The organism is Rhizobium binae, assembly GCF_017357225.1.
Lineage (GTDB): Bacteria > Pseudomonadota > Alphaproteobacteria > Rhizobiales > Rhizobiaceae > Rhizobium > Rhizobium binae.
The window spans coordinates 3,434,803-3,452,866 of sequence record NZ_CP071604.1 but is presented as its reverse complement, the minus strand read 5'-3'; the positions used below and the strand labels follow the sequence as shown (position 1 = coordinate 3,452,866).

General features: G+C 58.2%; 14 protein-coding genes. 9 read left to right on the top strand and 5 right to left on the bottom strand.

From position 1 onward, the window contains the following. Window positions 1–188: 188 nt before the first annotated feature. The 5 genes from J2J99_RS16925 to J2J99_RS16905 all read left to right on the top strand — a co-directional run bounded on the left by J2J99_RS16925 (window position 189) and on the right by J2J99_RS16905 (window position 6,931). Window positions 189–1,616, top strand: coding sequence for an O-antigen ligase family protein (locus J2J99_RS16925; protein WP_168298350.1), 1,428 nt, complete (start codon window positions 189–191; stop codon window positions 1,614–1,616). 283 nt (window positions 1,617–1,899) lie between these two features. After that, on the top strand, window positions 1,900–3,111 hold the full coding sequence (locus J2J99_RS16920; RefSeq protein WP_168298352.1) for a polysaccharide biosynthesis/export family protein: 1,212 nt from the start codon (window positions 1,900–1,902) through the stop codon (window positions 3,109–3,111). Between the two features lie 80 nt (window positions 3,112–3,191). Next, window positions 3,192–3,899, top strand: a complete 708-nt coding sequence (locus tag J2J99_RS16915) for a sugar transporter (protein WP_168298354.1) — start codon at window positions 3,192–3,194, stop codon at window positions 3,897–3,899. A gap of 51 nt (window positions 3,900–3,950) precedes the next feature. Beyond that, window positions 3,951–6,227 carry a polysaccharide biosynthesis tyrosine autokinase gene (locus J2J99_RS16910; RefSeq protein WP_168298356.1) on the top strand — a complete coding sequence of 759 codons (2,277 nt, stop codon included), beginning with the start codon at window positions 3,951–3,953 and terminating at the stop codon, window positions 6,225–6,227. Then, window positions 6,227–6,931 carry a hypothetical protein gene (locus J2J99_RS16905; RefSeq protein ID WP_168298358.1) on the top strand — a complete coding sequence of 235 codons (705 nt, stop codon included), beginning with the start codon at window positions 6,227–6,229 and terminating at the stop codon, window positions 6,929–6,931. The genes J2J99_RS16910 and J2J99_RS16905 overlap by 1 nt, the downstream gene beginning before the upstream one ends. Window positions 6,932–7,128: 197 nt before the next feature. Here the strand turns inward: J2J99_RS16905 and rapA2 are convergent, their stop codons facing one another. Continuing rightward, a complete protein-coding gene (rapA2, locus tag J2J99_RS16900) occupies window positions 7,129–7,836 on the bottom strand; it encodes a calcium-binding lectin RapA2 (RefSeq protein ID WP_207600971.1) in 708 nt (235 codons plus the stop codon). A gap of 669 nt (window positions 7,837–8,505) precedes the next feature. Here rapA2 and J2J99_RS16895 point away from each other — a divergent pair. The 4 genes from J2J99_RS16895 (at window position 8,506) to J2J99_RS16880 (ending at window position 14,483) form a co-directional block, all read left to right on the top strand. Next, on the top strand, window positions 8,506–10,059 hold the full coding sequence (locus J2J99_RS16895; RefSeq protein WP_168298359.1) for a right-handed parallel beta-helix repeat-containing protein: 1,554 nt from the start codon (window positions 8,506–8,508) through the stop codon (window positions 10,057–10,059). A 479-nt stretch (window positions 10,060–10,538) separates the two neighbouring features. Beyond that, complete coding sequence (locus J2J99_RS16890) at window positions 10,539–12,302, top strand: type I secretion system permease/ATPase (RefSeq protein ID WP_168298361.1); 1,764 nt, start codon at window positions 10,539–10,541, stop codon at window positions 12,300–12,302. A gap of 15 nt (window positions 12,303–12,317) precedes the next feature. Next, a complete protein-coding gene (locus J2J99_RS16885; protein ID WP_168298489.1) occupies window positions 12,318–13,658 on the top strand; it encodes an HlyD family type I secretion periplasmic adaptor subunit in 1,341 nt (446 codons plus the stop codon). A 129-nt stretch (window positions 13,659–13,787) separates the two neighbouring features. Continuing rightward, window positions 13,788–14,483, top strand: coding sequence for an SGNH/GDSL hydrolase family protein (locus J2J99_RS16880; RefSeq protein ID WP_168298363.1), 696 nt, complete (start codon window positions 13,788–13,790; stop codon window positions 14,481–14,483). Between the two features lie 40 nt (window positions 14,484–14,523). Here J2J99_RS16880 and J2J99_RS16875 read toward each other — a convergent pair whose 3' ends face one another. The 4 genes from J2J99_RS16875 to J2J99_RS16860 form a co-directional block, all read right to left on the bottom strand. After that, window positions 14,524–15,000, bottom strand: coding sequence for a glycosyltransferase (locus tag J2J99_RS16875; protein WP_168298365.1), 477 nt, complete (start codon window positions 14,998–15,000; stop codon window positions 14,524–14,526). Further along, complete coding sequence (locus tag J2J99_RS16870) at window positions 14,997–15,455, bottom strand: glycosyltransferase family protein (RefSeq protein ID WP_016733851.1); 459 nt, start codon at window positions 15,453–15,455, stop codon at window positions 14,997–14,999. Before J2J99_RS16870 ends, J2J99_RS16875 begins: the two co-directional genes overlap by 4 nt. Window positions 15,456–15,607: 152 nt before the next feature. Continuing rightward, window positions 15,608–16,648, bottom strand: a complete 1,041-nt coding sequence (locus J2J99_RS16865; protein ID WP_168298367.1) for an acyltransferase family protein — start codon at window positions 16,646–16,648, stop codon at window positions 15,608–15,610. A gap of 3 nt (window positions 16,649–16,651) precedes the next feature. Next, window positions 16,652–18,046, bottom strand: a complete 1,395-nt coding sequence (locus J2J99_RS16860; RefSeq protein WP_168298369.1) for an O-antigen ligase family protein — start codon at window positions 18,044–18,046, stop codon at window positions 16,652–16,654. Between the last annotated feature and the right edge of the window lie 18 nt (window positions 18,047–18,064).

Below are 18,064 nucleotides of genomic sequence, written 5' to 3'. Positions count from 1 at the left end.
TTTCTGCCGCTTGAAGGAGCATAATCGGGGCCGGTCTCGATTGGCTTAAGCCTTTCGAGACAATTTTAAACGATGTGGAATTCTGTTGCACTTTAGCACGCAAGCGCTTGATATGCAACTTATGTTAGTACGAGTATATTAACCGTATTGGTTGTATCTCTCGTTGCTGCTTCTGGTGAGCGAATCGAATGTTACCCAACCTCATCACCGGGCAGGTCCTGCGGGAGGCGATCCTAGTTGCCTTCATTGGCCTTGTAGTCTTGACGCTCATTCCGTTCGGAAGCGTCACGCCCTTTCCTTTCGCCTTCGCTGCGATCGGGATGTTTGCTCTGGCCATTATTGCGGGGCTGTTGTTTGGAGAGCCGAGGCAGGCCGGATGGGTGTTCAGCATCGCTCTGTTTCTGCTGGTCGTGCTGACGGGGTGGACGTTCGTCCAGACAATCGAACTGCCGGCCAATTGGCTGGCAAACCCAGCCTGGAGCGCTGCACGTGACTTGGCGGGCGTTCAATACGCCGCGATCTCCGTCGAGCCGGCCGACACGCTCGCCTCGATTCTACGGGTGGCTCTGCCTTTCGTGACCTTCCTGACCGGACTGGTGTTGTGCGATACCGATCAACGAGCGCGGAAAGTTCTGGCCAGCCTGGGGCTGACGGCGGGCGTCATCGCGGTTTTCGGTCTGATTCAGTTTTCTATGTTTCCCAACATCCTGATCGTCATCGAAAAGCGCGCCTACCTCGACAGCCTGACGGCCGTGTTCGTCAACCGCAATACCGCCGCGACCTTCTTCGGGGTGGGTACGTTGCTCATGCTGACCCTGGTCAGGGACATTGCCCGTTCCTTTTCATACCATCCGCCCGGCGCGCCCGGCCGAAACGTTCTTCTCCTGAGAGTGTGGATCCACATTTTGCTGTTGTGCGCATGTTTCACAGCGCTGATGCTGAGCCGTTCACGCGCTGGGATATTCGCGACCTTTGTTGCCGCTCTCATCTACTTTCCGTGGCTTGTCATCTCCTGGAACAACTCAAGGCGCCTAATGAAGCCGACGCCTAGATGGCGGTCGATTGTGAAGTTTCTTTCGGCGACGAGCTTTGTCGTCCTGTTGCTGAGCATGTTTGCCGGCCAGGCGATTTTGCGCGCGCAACAGCGGCGTCTTGAGGATGACGATCGTTTTTGCATCCTGCCGGGCATCTGGCGCGCCATTTCGGATCACTGGGTGACGGGGACGGGTCTCGGTACCTTCCGCACCGTGTTTTCAGCCTATCGCGATCCGGCCTGCGGCATTTTCGGGATCTTCGACCGCGCCCACAATTTCTACCTCGAAGGATTTCTGGGCCTCGGGATTTTATGTCCGATCGCGGCGATCATTGCCTTCTCGGTGCTTGTCAGGGTGTTTTGGCGGGGGCTCGCGCAACGGCGCCGCCTGAGACATTATGTCCTTCTCGGTCTGGCGGCGACGGTTTTGGTCGCCCTTCATGCCGCGGTTGATTTTTCGCTGCAAATACCAGGCTTTGCAGTATTTTTCGCCGCTTTCCTCAGCGCCGTTGTCGCCATCAGCCTTGGACGCAATGGCGCCGAAGCCGAACGGCAGTATGTGCGGCCGGTCGATGGTCGATAATTGAACAGATGGTTTCGTGAAGGTTTTTCGAAAATGCCGATTGTGGGGTAACGCGCTGTTGACTCTGAAACGCAAGAGATTTTATAGCGGGGGCAGCCTTCTGGTCGTTGCCGGCAAAGAGAAGCCGGATTGCAGCCTATTCGCTCGGTGAAGGCTCGGCGTTGCCAGCCTGCCACAGTTAGAGGAATGTTAATCCGCCTACAGTGATTATTGGTCAGGGATTGTCTTGTATTTTGTGAGATTGCGAGGCAGTAGCTTCAGGGGCGTCAACACAGGTTATTCTATGGGTTGTTTTCCTATCGGTAGTACACGCGTCGCCATTGTTGTAGCGCTAACGACTATATTGGCAAGCTGCACGTCATTGCCAAGATCCGGCCCCGATCACAAGGATGTTGATCGAGATGCGGCAGTGAAAGTCACAACGAAGGAGCGTCGCGTCGGTATCGACTACGCCCTGGTTGATCTCAGCAAGAACGTCCTGCCATATTTCACCTCTCCGCAGCCGACCTCGTTCAAGGGGTTTGGCGGTGGTCGCGGCGGGGCACCTGAAATTCCGCTTGGCTACGGCGACGTCGTCCAGGTTGCTATCTTCGAAGCTCAGTCCGGGGGCTTGTTCATTCCATCGGACGCTGGCAGCCGGCCCGGCAACTACATCAATCTGCCGGAGCAGACCATCGATCGAAACGGAACGATCACCATCCCCTATGCCGGTCGCGTTCCAGCCGCCGGTCGCCTGAAGGAGACCGTGGAGCAGGACGTCGAAGATCGGCTGGCCAGCCGGGCGATTGAGCCGCAGGTGGTTATTACAACAACGACCAGCCGCTCCAGCCAGGTGGCCGTGCTCGGTGACGTCAACAATCCTCAGCGCATCACGATCAGCCCAGCCGGTGAACGCGTTCTCGATGTCATTTCCGCCGCGGGCGGTTTGACGACCAACAATATCGAGACGAATGTGACGCTGCAGCGCCGCGGCAAGACGGCAACCGTCGCCTACAATACGCTGTTGAAGAATCCGGCGGAGAATATCTATGTGGCGCCGAATGATACGATCTCGGTCGATCATGAGCGCCGCACCTATCTTGCCCTCGGCGCCGCCGGCGTCAGCGGCCGTTTCGATTTCGAAGAATCCGACCTGACCCTTGGAGAGGCGATCGCCAAGGCCGGCGGCTTGCGTGACGACCGTGCGGATCCGGCTCAGGTTCTGCTCTATCGCCTTGTGTCCAAGAAGACGCTTGCGGCGATGCATGTGGATACGACAAGATTTGCGGGTGAGACGGTTCCGGTGATCATCCGCGCCAACATGCGCGACCCGGCAACCTTGTTTGCTGTTCAGCAATTCAAGATGGAAGACAAGGATATTATCTATATTTCCAATTCGGACTCTGTCGAATTGGTCAAGTTCCTTGACATCGTCAACTCGGTATCGTCCACTGTTGCCGGAGTGTCCGACGACGCCAGAGATACCCGCAACGCGGTACAGGATCTTGGCAACTGATTGAAATAGGCGGCGTCGGTCGAAGCGATCGACGCCGCGCTCTGTTTCTGTTAGCGGATTTGCTGAAGGAAATCACTGATATGGCAAGGTCTGGTGTTTATCGTAAGCTTGCATATGGCGGGATTACCCTTGCAATGTTTACCGGCATGAATTCAAGCGCCTTCGCGGCTCGCTGCCTGGGTCCCGCAAGTCTCACTCCCGTCGATGTCAGCGGCTTTACGGCCAATCCGACCGTTCTGCTCGAGATGTCCGATCCTCTGGTCCTTTCGTCACGGGTTCGCGCGCTAGTCGGCAGCAGCAATGAGGCCCTGTCGCCGGTGATCGAGCAGGCCAAGAAGGCCAGCGCGCTGCAGATGGCGGCGATCGGCTCCGGTCTCGGGCGGGCTGCAAACAGCTGCCAGGTGACCGACCCGCAATTCAAGCTGGCGATCGAAAAGGCGGTTGCCGAGGCGGCTAGTGCCGATCCCAACCTGGCGCCGTTGCTGGCCGCCTTTGCCAAGGTTCTCGCCGAAGGCGGCACAGCGGCGCTCGGTCCGGCCGGTGCAAGTGCGGCTGCCGCACCCGGTATCGGCAATGACGGGTCGATTGGGCGGACGGGTCCGGGTTCGGATGATGGCACACCTTTCGACGGCGCCGCGACGACCGCCGGTACGCTGCAGGTCTCGAATGCCGGCGCCAGCGATGAATCGTCTTCGACCACGACGACGATCGTCAGCGCAAATGGAGCGGGGCAGTCGTCAACCGACTCGACGCTATCGACGAGTCAGAGTGTGCCCGTCACACAATAGCTGGATTTGCCTGTAGATCTTAGCGCTTGACGCCTTAGTTGGAGATCGAAATTGCTGTCGCCAGATAAACTTACGCCGCGTATCGACCCCTCCCGCGATACGGGAAACGAAGCTGATTTCATCGATTTCGACAAGCTGATCGCCATTGCTCGCCGGCAATGGCGGATCGTTGCGGCTTGTGCTTTCGCCTTTGCCATTCTCGGCGTCGTCTATGTTCTCACGTCCGTTCCGGTTTACACGGCCGATACGAGCGTGTTGATCGACCGCAGCGACAATCAGGTCATCAATCAGCTTGCCGCCTTCGGTCAGCTGGACGACGACGAAGGCACGGTTCTCAGCCAGGTCGAGCTGCTGAAGTCGGATACGATCGCCTATGCGGTCGTCGACAAGCTGAAACTCGTCGACGACCCGGTATTCACGTCGCCGAAGAATTCGCTTTTTTCGGTCGCAACGCTGAAATCGCTGCTGAATTTTCGTTCCTGGTTTGCCGATGACGCGGCAGTTGCACCCGATCCGGAGATGAAGCGGCGCTGGGCTGCTGAAACGGTCGCGGGCAATATCGATGTCGAGCGGGTTGGCAAATCCTACGTTCTCGACGTCAGCTATACCTCGCAGTCGCCGGATCTGGCGCGTAAAATCGCGGCCGCCATCGCCGACGTTTACATGGTCGATAAGCTCAATTCCAAATATGAGGCGACACGCCGGGCCGGCGAGTGGCTGCAGGAGCGTATCGAAGAGCTTCGGCAGCAGGCGTTGGACACTGACCTCGCAGTGCAGAAATTCCGCAGCGAGCATGGGCTTGTCGAAGCAGGCTCCGGCACGCTGCTCAGCGAACAGCAGCTCTCCGAGCTGAACAGCCAGTTGATCAACGCCCAGGCAGCGACGGCGCAGGCCGAGGCGAAATATGCCCGCATCAAGTCGATCATCCAGGCCAAGCAGACCGATGCGATCGTGACCGACGTGCTCGACAGCTCAATTTCGAACGATCTTCGCAAGAAATATCTGGAAGCGTCGAAGCTCGAGGCCGAAATCGAGGCACGGCTGGGTCCTGATCACGTTCAGGCCGTCCGGCTGCGCGCCGAAATGGCCGAATATGAACGGCTGATGTTCGACGAACTCAATCGTATCGCCGAAAGCTATCAGAGCGAGCTGCAGGTTGCGCAATCCCGCGAGAAATCGCTGCGCGACAGCGTTGACCAGGCAACTGGCGTGGCCGCAACGGCAGGCGAGACGCAGGTTCAGCTTCGTGAGCTCGAGCGGACGCGCGATACCTACAAGAACCTCTATCAGAACTTCCTGACGCGTTACCAGGAGGCGATCCAGCAGCAGAGCTTCCCAATTACCGCAGCACGCATCATCACGACCGCGGAGACGCCGACGAAACCGAGCGCGCCGAAGAGAAGCCTCGTTGTCGCCTTTGCCATGTTCCTGGGATGTGCATTCGGTAGCGGCATCGGCGCTTTCCGCGAATTCCGCGATCGCTTCTTCCGCACCGGTGACGATGTCAAGGACATGCTCGACGTCGAGTCTCTCGGTGTCATGCCGCTGATTGAGAACAACGTCGAGGATCCGACCCTCGTCGATCCGGGCAATCCGCGCAGCATCGCCAGGGGCGGCAAGACGACGACCTATGTCGAGGAGCATCCGCTATCGGCATTCGCCGAGACGCTTCGAAGCGCGAAGATCGCCATCGATATCAGCGCGGCGGATCAGCGTTGCAAGGTCATCGGCGTCGTGTCGAGCCTGCCCGGCGAGGGCAAGTCGACGACAGCCATCAACTTTGCCAAGCTTCTGGCAATGCAGGGCGCACGTTGCCTGCTGATCGACGGCGATATGCGAAATCCCGGGGCGACCCGGGCGATCGGCCGCCATGCGGAAGCCGGCTTGCTTGAAGCCATTGTCGACAACCGCCCGCTCAAGGATCTCATCCTTCTTGATCCCAAGACGAAGCTTGCATTCCTGCCGACTGTGGCGCGATACCGCGTTCCGCACTCTTCGGAGCTGCTGGCCTCGCGCGGCATGGATCAGCTGCTTGAAATGGCGCGCCAGAGCTTCGATTACATTATCGTCGACTTGCCGCCGCTCGCCCCTGTGGTCGACGCGCGCGCTATCAACCCGAAGCTCGATGCCGTCGTATTCGTGATCGAGTGGGGCAAGACCTCGCGAAAGGTGGTTCAGTCGACCCTGTTGTCGGAGCCGGATCTCTATAGCAAATGCGTCGGCGCGATTTTGACCAAGGTCGATCCGTCGCAGATGAAGCTCTACCGGACGTTTGGCTCCAGCGAATATTACTATAAGCGTTATTCGCGATACTATACCGAAAGCTGATGCGTGGCGGTCGGCTGGTGGCGCCTGCAAGGATCATTTTCCTTATCGTCACCGCGATCTTCGCGGTGCTGGCCGGCCGAGAGCTCTATGCTTCGATAAGAACGGCCAGCATCTCGATTGTCGCCGAGAGGATCGAGCGTGGCGACACCGTCACGAATGACATTGCGGCGAGATATGCAGCGCGCGCCATTGCCGTGGTTGACGGACATTATTGCCGATCGGATATTGTCGCCGCCGGCGTCACGCTGGTGCTGACTCAGCTCGATCGGCAAAACGTCAATATGAACTACGAGGCCTGGGCTGCGGCGGCATCTGATGCCCGCCGCTATCTCCAATATGCGCTCTCCTGCATGCCGACCAACAGCAATTTCTGGCTTCGTCTCGCCGCTGTTCAATCGACAATTGCCGAGGAACCGCTGGCGATCGCTAAAATGATGAAACGTTCGGTTGCTCTCGCGCCCTATGACGAGTCGATCGTTTTGACCCGGTTTTATTTCTGGAACGATTTCACCGATGCAACACTTTCGGCTGCCAGCAGCGCCGTTGACGGTGATCTGACAACGATGCTGAAACTCGGCGACCGCTGCAGGGTCAATGCCACCATGAAAGCCATCAGCCCGCAGCTTCGTCCCGTCTTCGATCGAATCTGGGCGAGTGTCGGGGAAGGGGCGACGGAGCGGTTTCGACAACGCTGCAGCCGGTGATTACGACTGCGAGGCTGATGCTTCAAGCCGGCGCCCTAAAGCGGTCTGTAGCCTAAGACTGGATGGGTTGGTGACTCGGTATCAGCTTCCGTCACTATCGAGGCGGCCGAATGGCTCGCAAAGTTTTCACTTTGTACGACGAAAACGCCCGCCGGTTGCGCGGCGGGCGTCTTGTCTCACAGATCTATTGCTTCGGATCAAACACCGACGCCGTCGGGATGAGCGTCCGTGCCGAGGATGTTGAGCGTCACCTTGGCAGTGTCCGTATGGCCTTCGCCGTCGGAGATCTTGTAGTAGCGGAGGACCTCCGTGTAGGTCACGCCTGCATCCAGATCGGCCGTCAGGTCGTAGGTGAACGTGCCGTCCGACTTGACATGGAATGTGCCATACGTGCCGGCAACGTCGGTTACGGCGTCGGTCGCGGCATCCACCTTGGTGCTCAGGAACTGACGCAGGAACATCTTGCCGTTGTCGCCGGCAATGTCGTTGTCCAGAACGTTGCCGCCGATGGGCTGGCCTTCGGTGAAGTCGTAGGTGTCATCGACCGCGACCGGCTTGATCTGGGTCACGCCCTGGATGTTCAGGGTGAACAGACCGACGTCGGTGTGGCCGGCGCCGTCGGAGATCTTGTAGGAAACCTTCTCCTGGAGCAGTTCGCCGTTGCTGAATCCGATCTTGGCAGCATCGCTCAACACATAAGTGTAGCTGCCGTCGGCCTTGACGTAGAAGGTGCCGTAGTCGCCCTGGATCGTGGTGACTTGGCCGGGCTGTTTGGCACCGACGCCTTGTTGGTCGAAGGCCCGTAGGAAAAGATTTCCGTCAGATGTGTCGTTGCTGAGAAGGTTTCCGGAAATAACGTCGGTTTCCAGAAAAGTAGCACTATCATCGGTTGCGTGAACGGCCATATGCCTCTCTCCTTGAAATTGATCTTCGCCGGTCATTTTTGACTTCAGCGAGCCGCCCGATTAAGGATTTCTTAATACCGGGAGTCAAGCGTGTAGTTAACAAGAGATTGACGTCTGCGCGTGTATTGTATCAATAATGACACACGCGCTATCTGCATAAGGCAATGAATAATTTAGATAATGTTGCTTTTACAATAAGTTATCATCTCATATTGTTTATCGATGCCGCATTTCTTCTCGCTGAAATAATATTTATTCAGAGGCGCACCTACTTAATATGGCGGACGCACCGATCTGTCACAAAGGTTCGCATGTAATCACTTCGGATTATAGGGTGTTTCTTCAAGTCCTGGCGGAGAAGCGGGAAGGCGATGCCTGTCATATCACTATCATACAGGGATATTAGTGAGCATTGTCCGGGCGCCGCATTGGTCCGGCTGAAATCCCGCTTGCTCGCGATCAGAGCTTGGCAATGGCGTCCGGCCAATGAATCGGGTTGCCGCCATGGCGCTGCATCCTCGTCGCGATGGAGTATATCGAGTACACAAGGCTATTTATATTGATGGCGCAAGAATTATTGCGAGATATCGCGCATTTTAGTGTTTCATTTTAGCAGCCGGAGAGAGGTCGGCGGTTAGAAGATTTTCCATTACCTTGGGAGATCGCAGCATGACCGTCTATTACGTGAATTCAGTGACAGGGTCCGACAATAACAACGGAACCGGGGAGAGTTCAGCCTTCGCGACACTGTCTGCTGTTGAAGCCTTGAAATTGAATCCGGGCGATAGCGTGCTGCTTGCCGCCGGAAGCGTGTTCAACGAACAGTTCGACCTGAAATATTCCGGCAGTGTCAGCGCTCCGATCACCATCGGCAGCTATGGCATTGGCGACGCACCGGTTATTCACAGCAGCAACGACGGGATTCATGGTTCCAAGGCGTCGAATATCGTCATCGAGAACATCAAGATCGCCGATACCGGCGCCAACGCGATCTACGCCGGCAATGTCTCGAACTGGACCGTGCGCAATGTCGAGGTGTCGAATACCGGCCTGTCCGGAAGGCCGGGGTCGGTCAGCTTCCAGAGCAGCCAGAACATCACGATCGAGAACAGCACATTGACCGGCGTGCATTCCGACGGCATCTGGATGGACAAGGTCAAGGGCGTCACTCTTATCAACAATACGGTCACCAACAGCCAGGGCAGCGCTGCCGACGCCATCCAGCTCAACGACAGCAGCAATATCCTCGTCAGGGACAACCATCTGGAGCAGACCGAAACCAATAGCGCCAAGGGTGTGCTGGTGTTGATCCGGGCGCAGGACGCCGTGGTCGAGGGCAATACGCTGGTGGGCGGCGGCTTTGGGCTGAGCGCGCAGGCGGGCACGAACATCGCAATCCACGACAATGACATCTCGGGATATGGCGGTTACAGTTGGTCTTACGGCATCGGCCTCGGCGATCAGGGCAACGCGACAAACTACGATATCAGCGGCAATTATCTGCACGGGGGCGTATACGGCGTGCTGATCAGTGCTATCGGCAATCCCGCTTATATCCGCGAGAATATCGTCATCCACGACAATGTTTTCGACGATCTGTCGTCGTCGGCGCTGAAGGTCGACAGGCCCGCATCGGGCTCTTTCTACGACAATATCATCGACAGCGCGGTTTCGGCGCTGACGATGCCCGCCACCATCGCCGCCCAGAACACGTTCTCCATCGGTGAAAACAAGACGCTCGAGCAGGCGCAGGCCGAAATCGACAGCGCCGGCGGCAGCACGACCGGCGATACGCAGGTCAGCTCTCCTGCGCCTGTCGCGGAACCGCTGGTCGCGCCCGTGCCTGCCGCCGTCGCAAAGATTGTCGCCGTGCATGATAGCCTGAAGATCGCGGAAGACGCCGGCAGCGCCTATCACGGCAACCTGCTTGAGAACGACAATGCGAGCAACGGCACGATACTGCTTCGCCGCTTCGGCGACAGCGCGGTCGACAAGCACGGGCTGACGCTGACCGGGAAATATGGCGTCATTCACGTGGAAAGCGATGGGGACTACAGTTACACGGTCGATGCCGCCAAACTCGCCGGGCTCAGCGGCAAGGTCAGCGAATCCTTCCAATACAAGATCTCCGATGGCGCCTCTCATATCGACGCCGACAGCTTGACAGTCTCCATCAATGTCGACACGTTCCACAGCAGCCACAGCTCGCACTTGCTTTCCTGACGTCGAGGCGGCTCCGGCTTGTTTCCCGCCCAAGCCGCTCGATTTCCATTCCGAGTCGGGCGGAATCCATCTGCGGGACCGAAATGCGCGGGATGGGCAGTGGCAAATGTTTCCACATCGCAGATAAATCTAACTATAGATTGTATTATAGTTAACGCGCCAGTAGATATCCGAAGCTGAACCTGCCACGCTTTCGCCTCTTTGGACCGTTATTGGGCGCCTTACGCTTTTCACTTGCTTGCGGCGATATGTTTATCGTACCGTTAAAGTTAGAGCCTCTGAAATTGTTCGTGATAAATTTGTATTTTCGGTCACGTTTCGGTGGGATTCATGTACTAGTGTAGGAGCGTGCCCACGGGGTCGGCGCCGGTGCCGGGTCCGAGGGCAGCCATGTCAATGATCGGGCCTGAGAGGCCTGCAACTGCAGTGCGGACCGGCGTATTCGCTGCGTTCGCCGTGCGGCAGGAGAGGATTGCTTCGTGTTTCAGAGTTCTACAGCTGACGTCAATGAACCGTCCAAGGCCTTGCGGAAATGCAAAAGCGGGCTGATATTCATTGGCATAGCCAGCGCGCTTATCAATATCCTCTACCTCACGAGTTCATTTTTTATGCTTGAGGTGTATGACAGGGTTATTCCCAGCAAGAGCATACCGACCCTGGCCGCTCTGGCGATACTTGCGTTAACGCTTTACGCCTTCCAAGGAGCATTTGAGGTTCTCAGGAGCAGAATGCTCGTTCGCGTTGCCGGCGCGCTCGACGAGATGATGAACGGGCGGGTGTTTCGGGCGCTCATCAAGGCGCCGCTGAAGGTCAAGATCGGCGGTGACGGGCTGCAGCCGTTGCGGGATTTCGATCAGATCAGAACCTTCCTGTCCGGCATGGGGCCGACGGCGATGTTCGATCTGCCCTGGCTTCCCTTCTATATTATCATCTGTTTCCTGTTCCATCCGGCGATCGGATATATCGCTATCGGCGGATCGCTGGTTCTCGCCATCCTGACGTTCCTCACCAACCGAGGCACGCGTACGCTGTCCAAACGGCAATCCGAAGCCGGCAATATGCGCAATGCTTTTGCGCAGAGCTCGATCCGCAACTCCGAGGTCATCCACGCCATGGGCATGGCGGGCACCATGGCCGAGATCTGGGATCGCAAAAACGGCGAATACCGGCAAATTACCCGGCAGGCATCGGATGTCGGCAACGGATATGCAACGATTTCGAAGATTTTTCGTATCGCCCTGCAATCGGGAACGCTGGCGACGGGCGCGATCCTCGTCATTCAGGGACAGGCCTCTTCGGGTATCATCATCGCCGGCTCCATCCTGACATCCCGCGCTCTGGCGCCTGTCGAGGCGGCGATCGGAAATTGGCGCGGTTTCGTGTCCGCCCAGCAGAGCTGGGGCCGGCTGGCGAACCTGCTGAAGACAATTCCGGATGTTCCGGCCCCGCTTTCGCTTGCGGCGCCTTCCAAGCAGGTCACGGTCGAGGGTGTGGCCAGCGGACCGCCGGCCGGCCAGCGGCTGGTCATTTCCGATGTCAGCTTCGGCCTGCGCGCAGGCAGCGCGCTCGGCGTCATCGGCTACAGCGCCTCAGGCAAGTCGTCGTTGGCGCGGGCGATGATGGGCATCTGGCCGACGGTCAGGGGATCCATTCGCCTGGATGGCGCGGCACTCGACCAGTGGGACGGCGACGCACTTGGCCGCCATATCGGTTACCTGCCGCAGGACGTGGAGCTTTTCTCGGGCACCGTCGCCCAGAATATCTGCCGCTTCGCCAAGGAGATGTCGCCCGAAGCCGTGGTTGCGGCGGCGAGAGCTGCCCGCGTTCACGATCTCATTCTGCGCCTGCCGAATGGTTACGAGACCGAAATCGGCGAGGGCGGTGCGGCGCTTTCGGCCGGTCAGAGACAGCGCATCGCCCTTGCCAGAGCGCTTTACGGTGAACCGTTCCTCGTCGTGCTCGACGAGCCGAATTCGAACCTCGATGAGGAAGGCGAGCGGGCGCTGAGCGCTGCGATCATGAGCGTGCGGGCACGTGGCGGCATCGTTGTCGTCATCGCGCATCGCTCCGGCGTTCTGGCGGTGTGCGACTTCGTGCTGATGATGCAGGAGGGCAGAATGATCGCATTCGGCCCCAAGGAAGAAGTTCTGGCGCGGGTCAGCCGGCCGGAAGCGACGCGTACTCCGATTGCCGAGCGCGTGGCTCAGCTCAAAGTCGTGGTCGATGGCAATGCGGCCGAATAGGCCGGAAGGGCGATGATGAGCAAAATCACCAACGAATCAAAACGGTCCCTCAACCGTCACGTCGCCGTTGTCGGCGCACTGTCCATCGCGCTGGTGTGCGGCATCGGCGGTTGGGCGGCGACGACAGAGCTATCCAGTGCCGTCATCGGCGAAGGCGTGGTCGTCGTCGATGGCGATGTCAAGAAGATCCAGCACCCGACCGGTGGCGTCGTGTCGAAACTCCTGGTCGCCGAAAATGACCATGTGTCGGCTGGACAGGTGTTGATACGGCTCGATGGAACGTCGACGAGAGCACAGCTCTCGATCGTCGAAAGCACGCTGGCGCAGCTTTATGCGCGTCGTGCCCGTCTCAAGGCTGAACGGATCGGCGCCGATTCGTTCAAGGTCGAGGAAAACATCAGCGATTTGATGACTTCCAGCGCTGCCGCATCCAACACGACGGCGTCCAGAAATGCGGCACAGGATCTTCTCGACGGCGAACAGAAATTGTTTGACAGCCGCAAGTCGGCGCTGGTCGGAATGAAGAGCCAGTTGGCGTCGCGCAAGGATCAGTTGGCGGAACAGATCAAGGGCCTCGTCGTTCAGATCAACGCCACCAATGATTCCCTCGGCCTGATCGAACAGGAACTGGAAGGCGTCGACGCGCTCTACAAGAAGGGACTGGTCACACTTCAGCGCCTGAACGCGCTCAAGCGTGCACGTGCGGAGCTTCAGGGCAATAGCGGTCAGGAAATCGCCGCAAAGGCGGAGGCCGAGGGCAAGGCGATCGAAATCGATCGCCAGTCGATCCAGCTGGACGAGGATCGTCGCTCGGAGATTGCCAAGGAACTGACCGATGTCGAGGCGAAGATAGCGGAAAATGAAGAGCGTCGTGAAACCGCGCTCGATCAGCTCCGCCGTCTCGATATCACCGCACCATTGAGCGGTAGGGTCCACGAGCTTGCCGTTCATACGGTCAACGGCGTCATTGAGGCGGGCCAGACGCTGATGCTCGTCGTTCCCGAAAACGACGATCTGACGATCCAGGCGAAGGTCGCCACCCGGGATATCGACCAGCTCCATGTCGGGCAATCGGTCGACGTGCGCTTCAGCGCCTTTGATCAGCGCACGACGCCTGACGTGCGGGCCGTCATCACCTCGATTGCGCCTGATATCGTCAAGGATGAGCGGACGGGGATCAACTACTATCCGCTGCGCGTCAAGCCGGAGCCCGAAAGCCTCGCGAAGCTGAAATCGATCAAGCTCTATCCCGGCATGCCGGCCGAGGTCTTCATCAAGATCGGCGACCGGACCGTCATCTCCTATCTGACCAAGCCGCTGACCGATCAGATGCAGCACGTTTTCCGCGAGGAATGATCGGCGGCTTCGGCGCGCCTCTGCTGCATATCGCCTCTCAGGCAAGCTTTACCTTCTGGCTGAACGGAAAGCTTGCCTTGCGCCATGCTGGCGGGTGACGGATAGCTCCCGCCGCGATATGGTTTCATCATGATATGTTTGTGGCTTTGGCGAGCGGTGCCGACGGGGAGGCGACTGGCATGGGCGCCGGGTCTGTTCTTGGCCTGCATCGTCATGGTTTCAACGACAGGGAGGAGTGATGCCGAGAACCTTCCGCCAGTGAAGATAGTGGCTTTCGGAACATCGCTGACAGCGCGCGGGGGATGGCAGGGCGGACTTGAGGCAAAGCTTGCCGCCTGCCTCCAGAGGCCCGTCAGGGTCGACAGCGTCGCAAAGAGCGGCGAGACGTCGGCCTGGGCTTTGACCCAGCTGGACCGCGTCATTGCCAAAGAGCCGGATATCATTCTGATCGAGCTCTACGCCAATGACGCAACGGTGCACCGGTTCGTGTCGCTGGCGCAAAGCCGAAGGAATATAGGCGAGATCCTCGATCAGCTGCATCGGCGCCTGCCGCGGGCGCGGATCATCCTCATGGCAATGAATCCGTTTTCGGGACTGCGGGGGCTGATCCGTCCCTTCGTCGGCAGTTATATCTCGGCCCATCAGGCGGAGGCACGGAAACGCGGTCTGGAGTTCGTCGATCACCGGCCCGGCTGGGAGCGCCTGAACCCGGATGAACTGGCCGCCGCGATTCCCGACGGCGCGCATCCGCGGCCCGAGGCTGCCGCCAGCATTATCGTGCCCGACCTCGTCGCACACATCGCCGGCCGCGATTGCGGAGAATGAATCTCCGCCCTCTCAAGGGCGTCTGCGGCCCGTCGCTGGCTCAGTCGGCTGCGAGATAACCCTTCAGATAGTTGACCAGTGATGCCCGGCCGACGTCGGACGGATCCTCTTGGGAGGGACTGCTGAGATCCTGGAGGAGATAATCTTTGAGTTCGTCATCGTCATGCGCGACATAGATGCCAGGCCGGTCGACGAGCTGGCTGACGGTCGCAAGCTGATGATCGTTTCGGTGTTCACCAAGGGCTGCTTTGCGGGGAACGAGAATGATCGGTTTGCCGAAGCGTTTCGCCGTGAGCACGGTGCCGATGCCTGCGTGAGAGACGATCACGCTCGCCTCGCGAAAGATCCTGTCGAAGTCGGCAGGTTCGATATTCTTGATCCATTTCATGTTCTCGGGTGTGTAGGTGCCCTTGCCGATCTGCGCCAGGACCGGCTTGGTCAATTCTTTGGCGAAGGCGTCGACCGCCTTGACGAGGCGATCGAACGGCAGTTGCGTTCCGACGGTGACCAGGATCAAAGGACGGCTCCTGCGTAATGAGGGCCGTCCGGCCGCGACAGATGTTGCCATTGCGTGAGCCAGAGCGTCGCAATGTGGCCGGCCAGTTTTCCCGAAAGGGACAGCTTCTCGACATTGGCGACGCTATCGATCCAGATCGTGCGTTTGCCTGTCAATTTGCCGGCGAGCAGGCAAAAAAGCCCGGGCGCGGCACCGGTGGAGATGATGACGTCGGGCCTATGCTTGATGACGATGGCAAAAGCGCTGAAAAAACACCGGATCGACATGGTGATCGAATCGCGGCTGCAATCGGGAAGGACCAATCCGTCCCGAATGTCGTATTTGGAAAGCAGCCCCGGAATGGTGGTTGCAAAAATGATATCGCAGCCCTCGAAGGCGCTGCGCATGGTCATCAGCTGTTCCCAATGGCCGCCGCCGGAGGAGGCGGCGAGAACCTTCAATTTTTTCTCAGCCATAGACAGGCATCTCCTATGTTTGACCGATGATTAGAGGCAAAACCGTTCCACCGAAACCGTGGCTGTATCGCGGCAGTTTAATAGAATTCTAGCATTATTGGCCGGCAGGTCGAGCGCATGGATCGGGAAAATTCTCAATTCGGCTCAGCGGCTCACCTGACATACTTATAAACGGGTCCTGCCATCGGCACTGCCTGAAGCGCCATCTTGGCTAGAATCGGCAATAATGTTCCGGCAATCATCAATATAACGATCATCAATGCAAACCATGGCCCGTGATAGGGCAGGATCTTCACATAGACACCCTTGGCTATTCCGATGAAGATCGTGTTGAACAGATAGATCACCATCGAATTCTGGCCGAACCAGAGAAGGATCTTGTCGTTTTCGAAAAACGGCAATCTGACAAGAGCGTGCAGGAACGGAATCGACGCCGCCCCGCATAGAAGAAGCCAATAGGGAAAACTCCGGCCGATATAAAGTACGGCCGCGAAAACGATCAGCCAGACGACGATATATTTGGAGAATATGTTCAGTGCGTAGGCGGAGTATTTGCAGCTCAGCATTCCAGCGGCGAAGAATACGAAATAGCTCAGAATTCGCGCGACATAAAACCTCTCCGAAGCGGGAATGAAGAAGATCGCCAGCGAGAACAGGAAAAGGATGCCGATCCGGCGGCCGCTCAGCCGCCACAAGATGGGCGTCAGCACTGAATAGACGAAAAGCACCAGAAGGTACCAGATCGAAATGGTCGGGTTGTTCGGGCTGTTCGAAATCACCGCCCATGGGCCTTGCCAGAAGCCGCTTACGCCATCGTCGACATGAATGAACATCTCGGCGAGCTGCTTGCCGAAGACGTTGACCAGGCACATCACGATAAAGGGGACCAGCAGCCGGTCAAACCTCTTAGCGAAGAAGGCGCCGAAGTTCCGGTCGAGCGCATTGTGCGCGCCGGTGAAAAAGAACACGAAGCCGCTGAGATACATGAAGAACGGCATGTGGAACGTGTAGATCGCGGCTTTCGTCGCCTGGTACCATGGCTGTTCGCCAAGCGTGCCTTGCATGACGAGGTGGCCGTAGACGACCAGCACGATGCCGAGGCCTTTGCCGCGTTCGATATCCAGCAATTTTTCGCGTTCAACGCTGACCGCGGCTCTTTTCGATTCCGGGACGGCCATTGGGGCGCTGGTCATTGCCTACTCTCCTGAAACGGGTTGTGAATGGTGGAAGCTCCGTCGCCCGGCCGATCTTCTCGAGAGAAGCCGCCGCCGACGCGGCGGGACGATGGGTTCAGTCGTCATGGGCAAGACGGAGACGAGGACCGGCCATAAACCGATCGGCGCGAGCATCATTCCCGCTTCAGTCATCGCGCCGATCATGACAAGAAGGATCAGCGCCACCTCCTTCGCCTGCACGGTCTGAAGCTGTTGGCTCCTGTAGACCGCGGCGATCTTCCTGAAGATCCGCGTCAACAGGAAGGCGATCCAGCAGAGAAAGCCTGGAATACCGATGTTGAGACAGATCTCGAGATAGGTATTGTGCAGCGAGTGAACGGTGTGGCCGAGACGGACATATTCCTCGACGATGTCGGCCTGGCGGAATGTGGCGAAGCCATAGCCGAAGACCGGACGATCGTAAATCAGCGGGATCACCTGTTCCCAGATATCGGAGCGGCCAGACAGCGTCAGGTCTTTGCCGAAAGCTTCGGCGACTGCCTGGGCAACGCCGAGATAGGCGATCGAGCCGGCAAAGCCGATAAGGAGGCAAAGGAACAAGACGATGAAGGCGCGGACCATGCTGTGCCTGACATTCTCCATCATCTTCAGGCCGAAAATCGTCGCAAGGCCGATCGCCACCATGACGACCGCGGTCGACGATAGGGAGATCACGACAAGGAGCAGGGTCAGCAGGATGGCGAAGCTTCTCAGCAAGCCGCTGTAGCGGAGCCTGGGCGAGGGCAGGCGATGGGAAATAAGCACGATAAAGCAGATCGCGGAGAACTGTCCCATTGTATTCTTGTGATAAAACAGCCCCTTCACTGCGCCCGCCAGGGAGCCGCCCATGATCCCGAAATGGGGGAAGGCGGCCGTATAGAGGACATTTGCGAAGGCGGAGAAAACGGCAAAATTGGCCAGGAGGCGCAAGGTTTCCTCGTTGCCGTAGCGCAGTCGGAAGAGCAGGGGGCCAAGCGCCAGCAGACCGACGGCCGCGGCGCCGCGAACTGAGGCGCCGAAATCGAGCGAACCGGCGAATGACGCCACTATGGCAAGGATCACGACGCATACGAGGGGCGAAATGCCGCGGAAAAAGGCGAGGAAGCGGTTCGGTTCAAGAAGACAATAGAGGCCGATCAACGGGATCAGCGAATAAAGCATCAGCTTCTGAGGAAGCGGATCAACAGACGCGCCGTCGTCGAAATTCGAAGGATAACCATACCACATGCCGGTGGCCCGGAACAGCGCAAGATAATATATCCCCGTCAGGAGCAGACGGACGAGCGTCTCCTTTCGGATGCCGTGGCGCGGCCGTGCACGAGCGGCCGGCCGCAGGCCGATATCTCCGTCCTGAACATAAGTAGGGCCGAAACTCATCCCACAACGCTCCTGCAA

Bases quoted from the DNA above. Each gene is read 5' to 3' on its own strand.
- J2J99_RS16925 (WP_168298350.1), top strand. From the start codon at position 189: ATGTTACCCAACCTCATCACCGGGCAGGTCCTGCGGGAGGCGATCCTA.
- J2J99_RS16920 (WP_168298352.1), top strand. From the start codon at position 1,900: ATGGGTTGTTTTCCTATCGGTAGTACACGCGTCGCCATTGTTGTAGCG.
- J2J99_RS16915 (WP_168298354.1), top strand. From the start codon at position 3,192: ATGGCAAGGTCTGGTGTTTATCGTAAGCTTGCATATGGCGGGATTACC.
- J2J99_RS16905 (WP_168298358.1), top strand. From the start codon at position 6,227: ATGCGTGGCGGTCGGCTGGTGGCGCCTGCAAGGATCATTTTCCTTATC.
- rapA2 (WP_207600971.1), bottom strand. From the start codon at position 7,836: ATGGCCGTTCACGCAACCGATGATAGTGCTACTTTTCTGGAAACCGAC.
- J2J99_RS16895 (WP_168298359.1), top strand. From the start codon at position 8,506: ATGACCGTCTATTACGTGAATTCAGTGACAGGGTCCGACAATAACAAC.
- J2J99_RS16885 (WP_168298489.1), top strand. From the start codon at position 12,318: ATGAGCAAAATCACCAACGAATCAAAACGGTCCCTCAACCGTCACGTC.
- J2J99_RS16880 (WP_168298363.1), top strand. From the start codon at position 13,788: ATGATATGTTTGTGGCTTTGGCGAGCGGTGCCGACGGGGAGGCGACTG.
- J2J99_RS16870 (WP_016733851.1), bottom strand. From the start codon at position 15,455: ATGGCTGAGAAAAAATTGAAGGTTCTCGCCGCCTCCTCCGGCGGCGGC.
- J2J99_RS16865 (WP_168298367.1), bottom strand. From the start codon at position 16,648: ATGACCAGCGCCCCAATGGCCGTCCCGGAATCGAAAAGAGCCGCGGTC.
- J2J99_RS16860 (WP_168298369.1), bottom strand. From the start codon at position 18,046: ATGAGTTTCGGCCCTACTTATGTTCAGGACGGAGATATCGGCCTGCGG.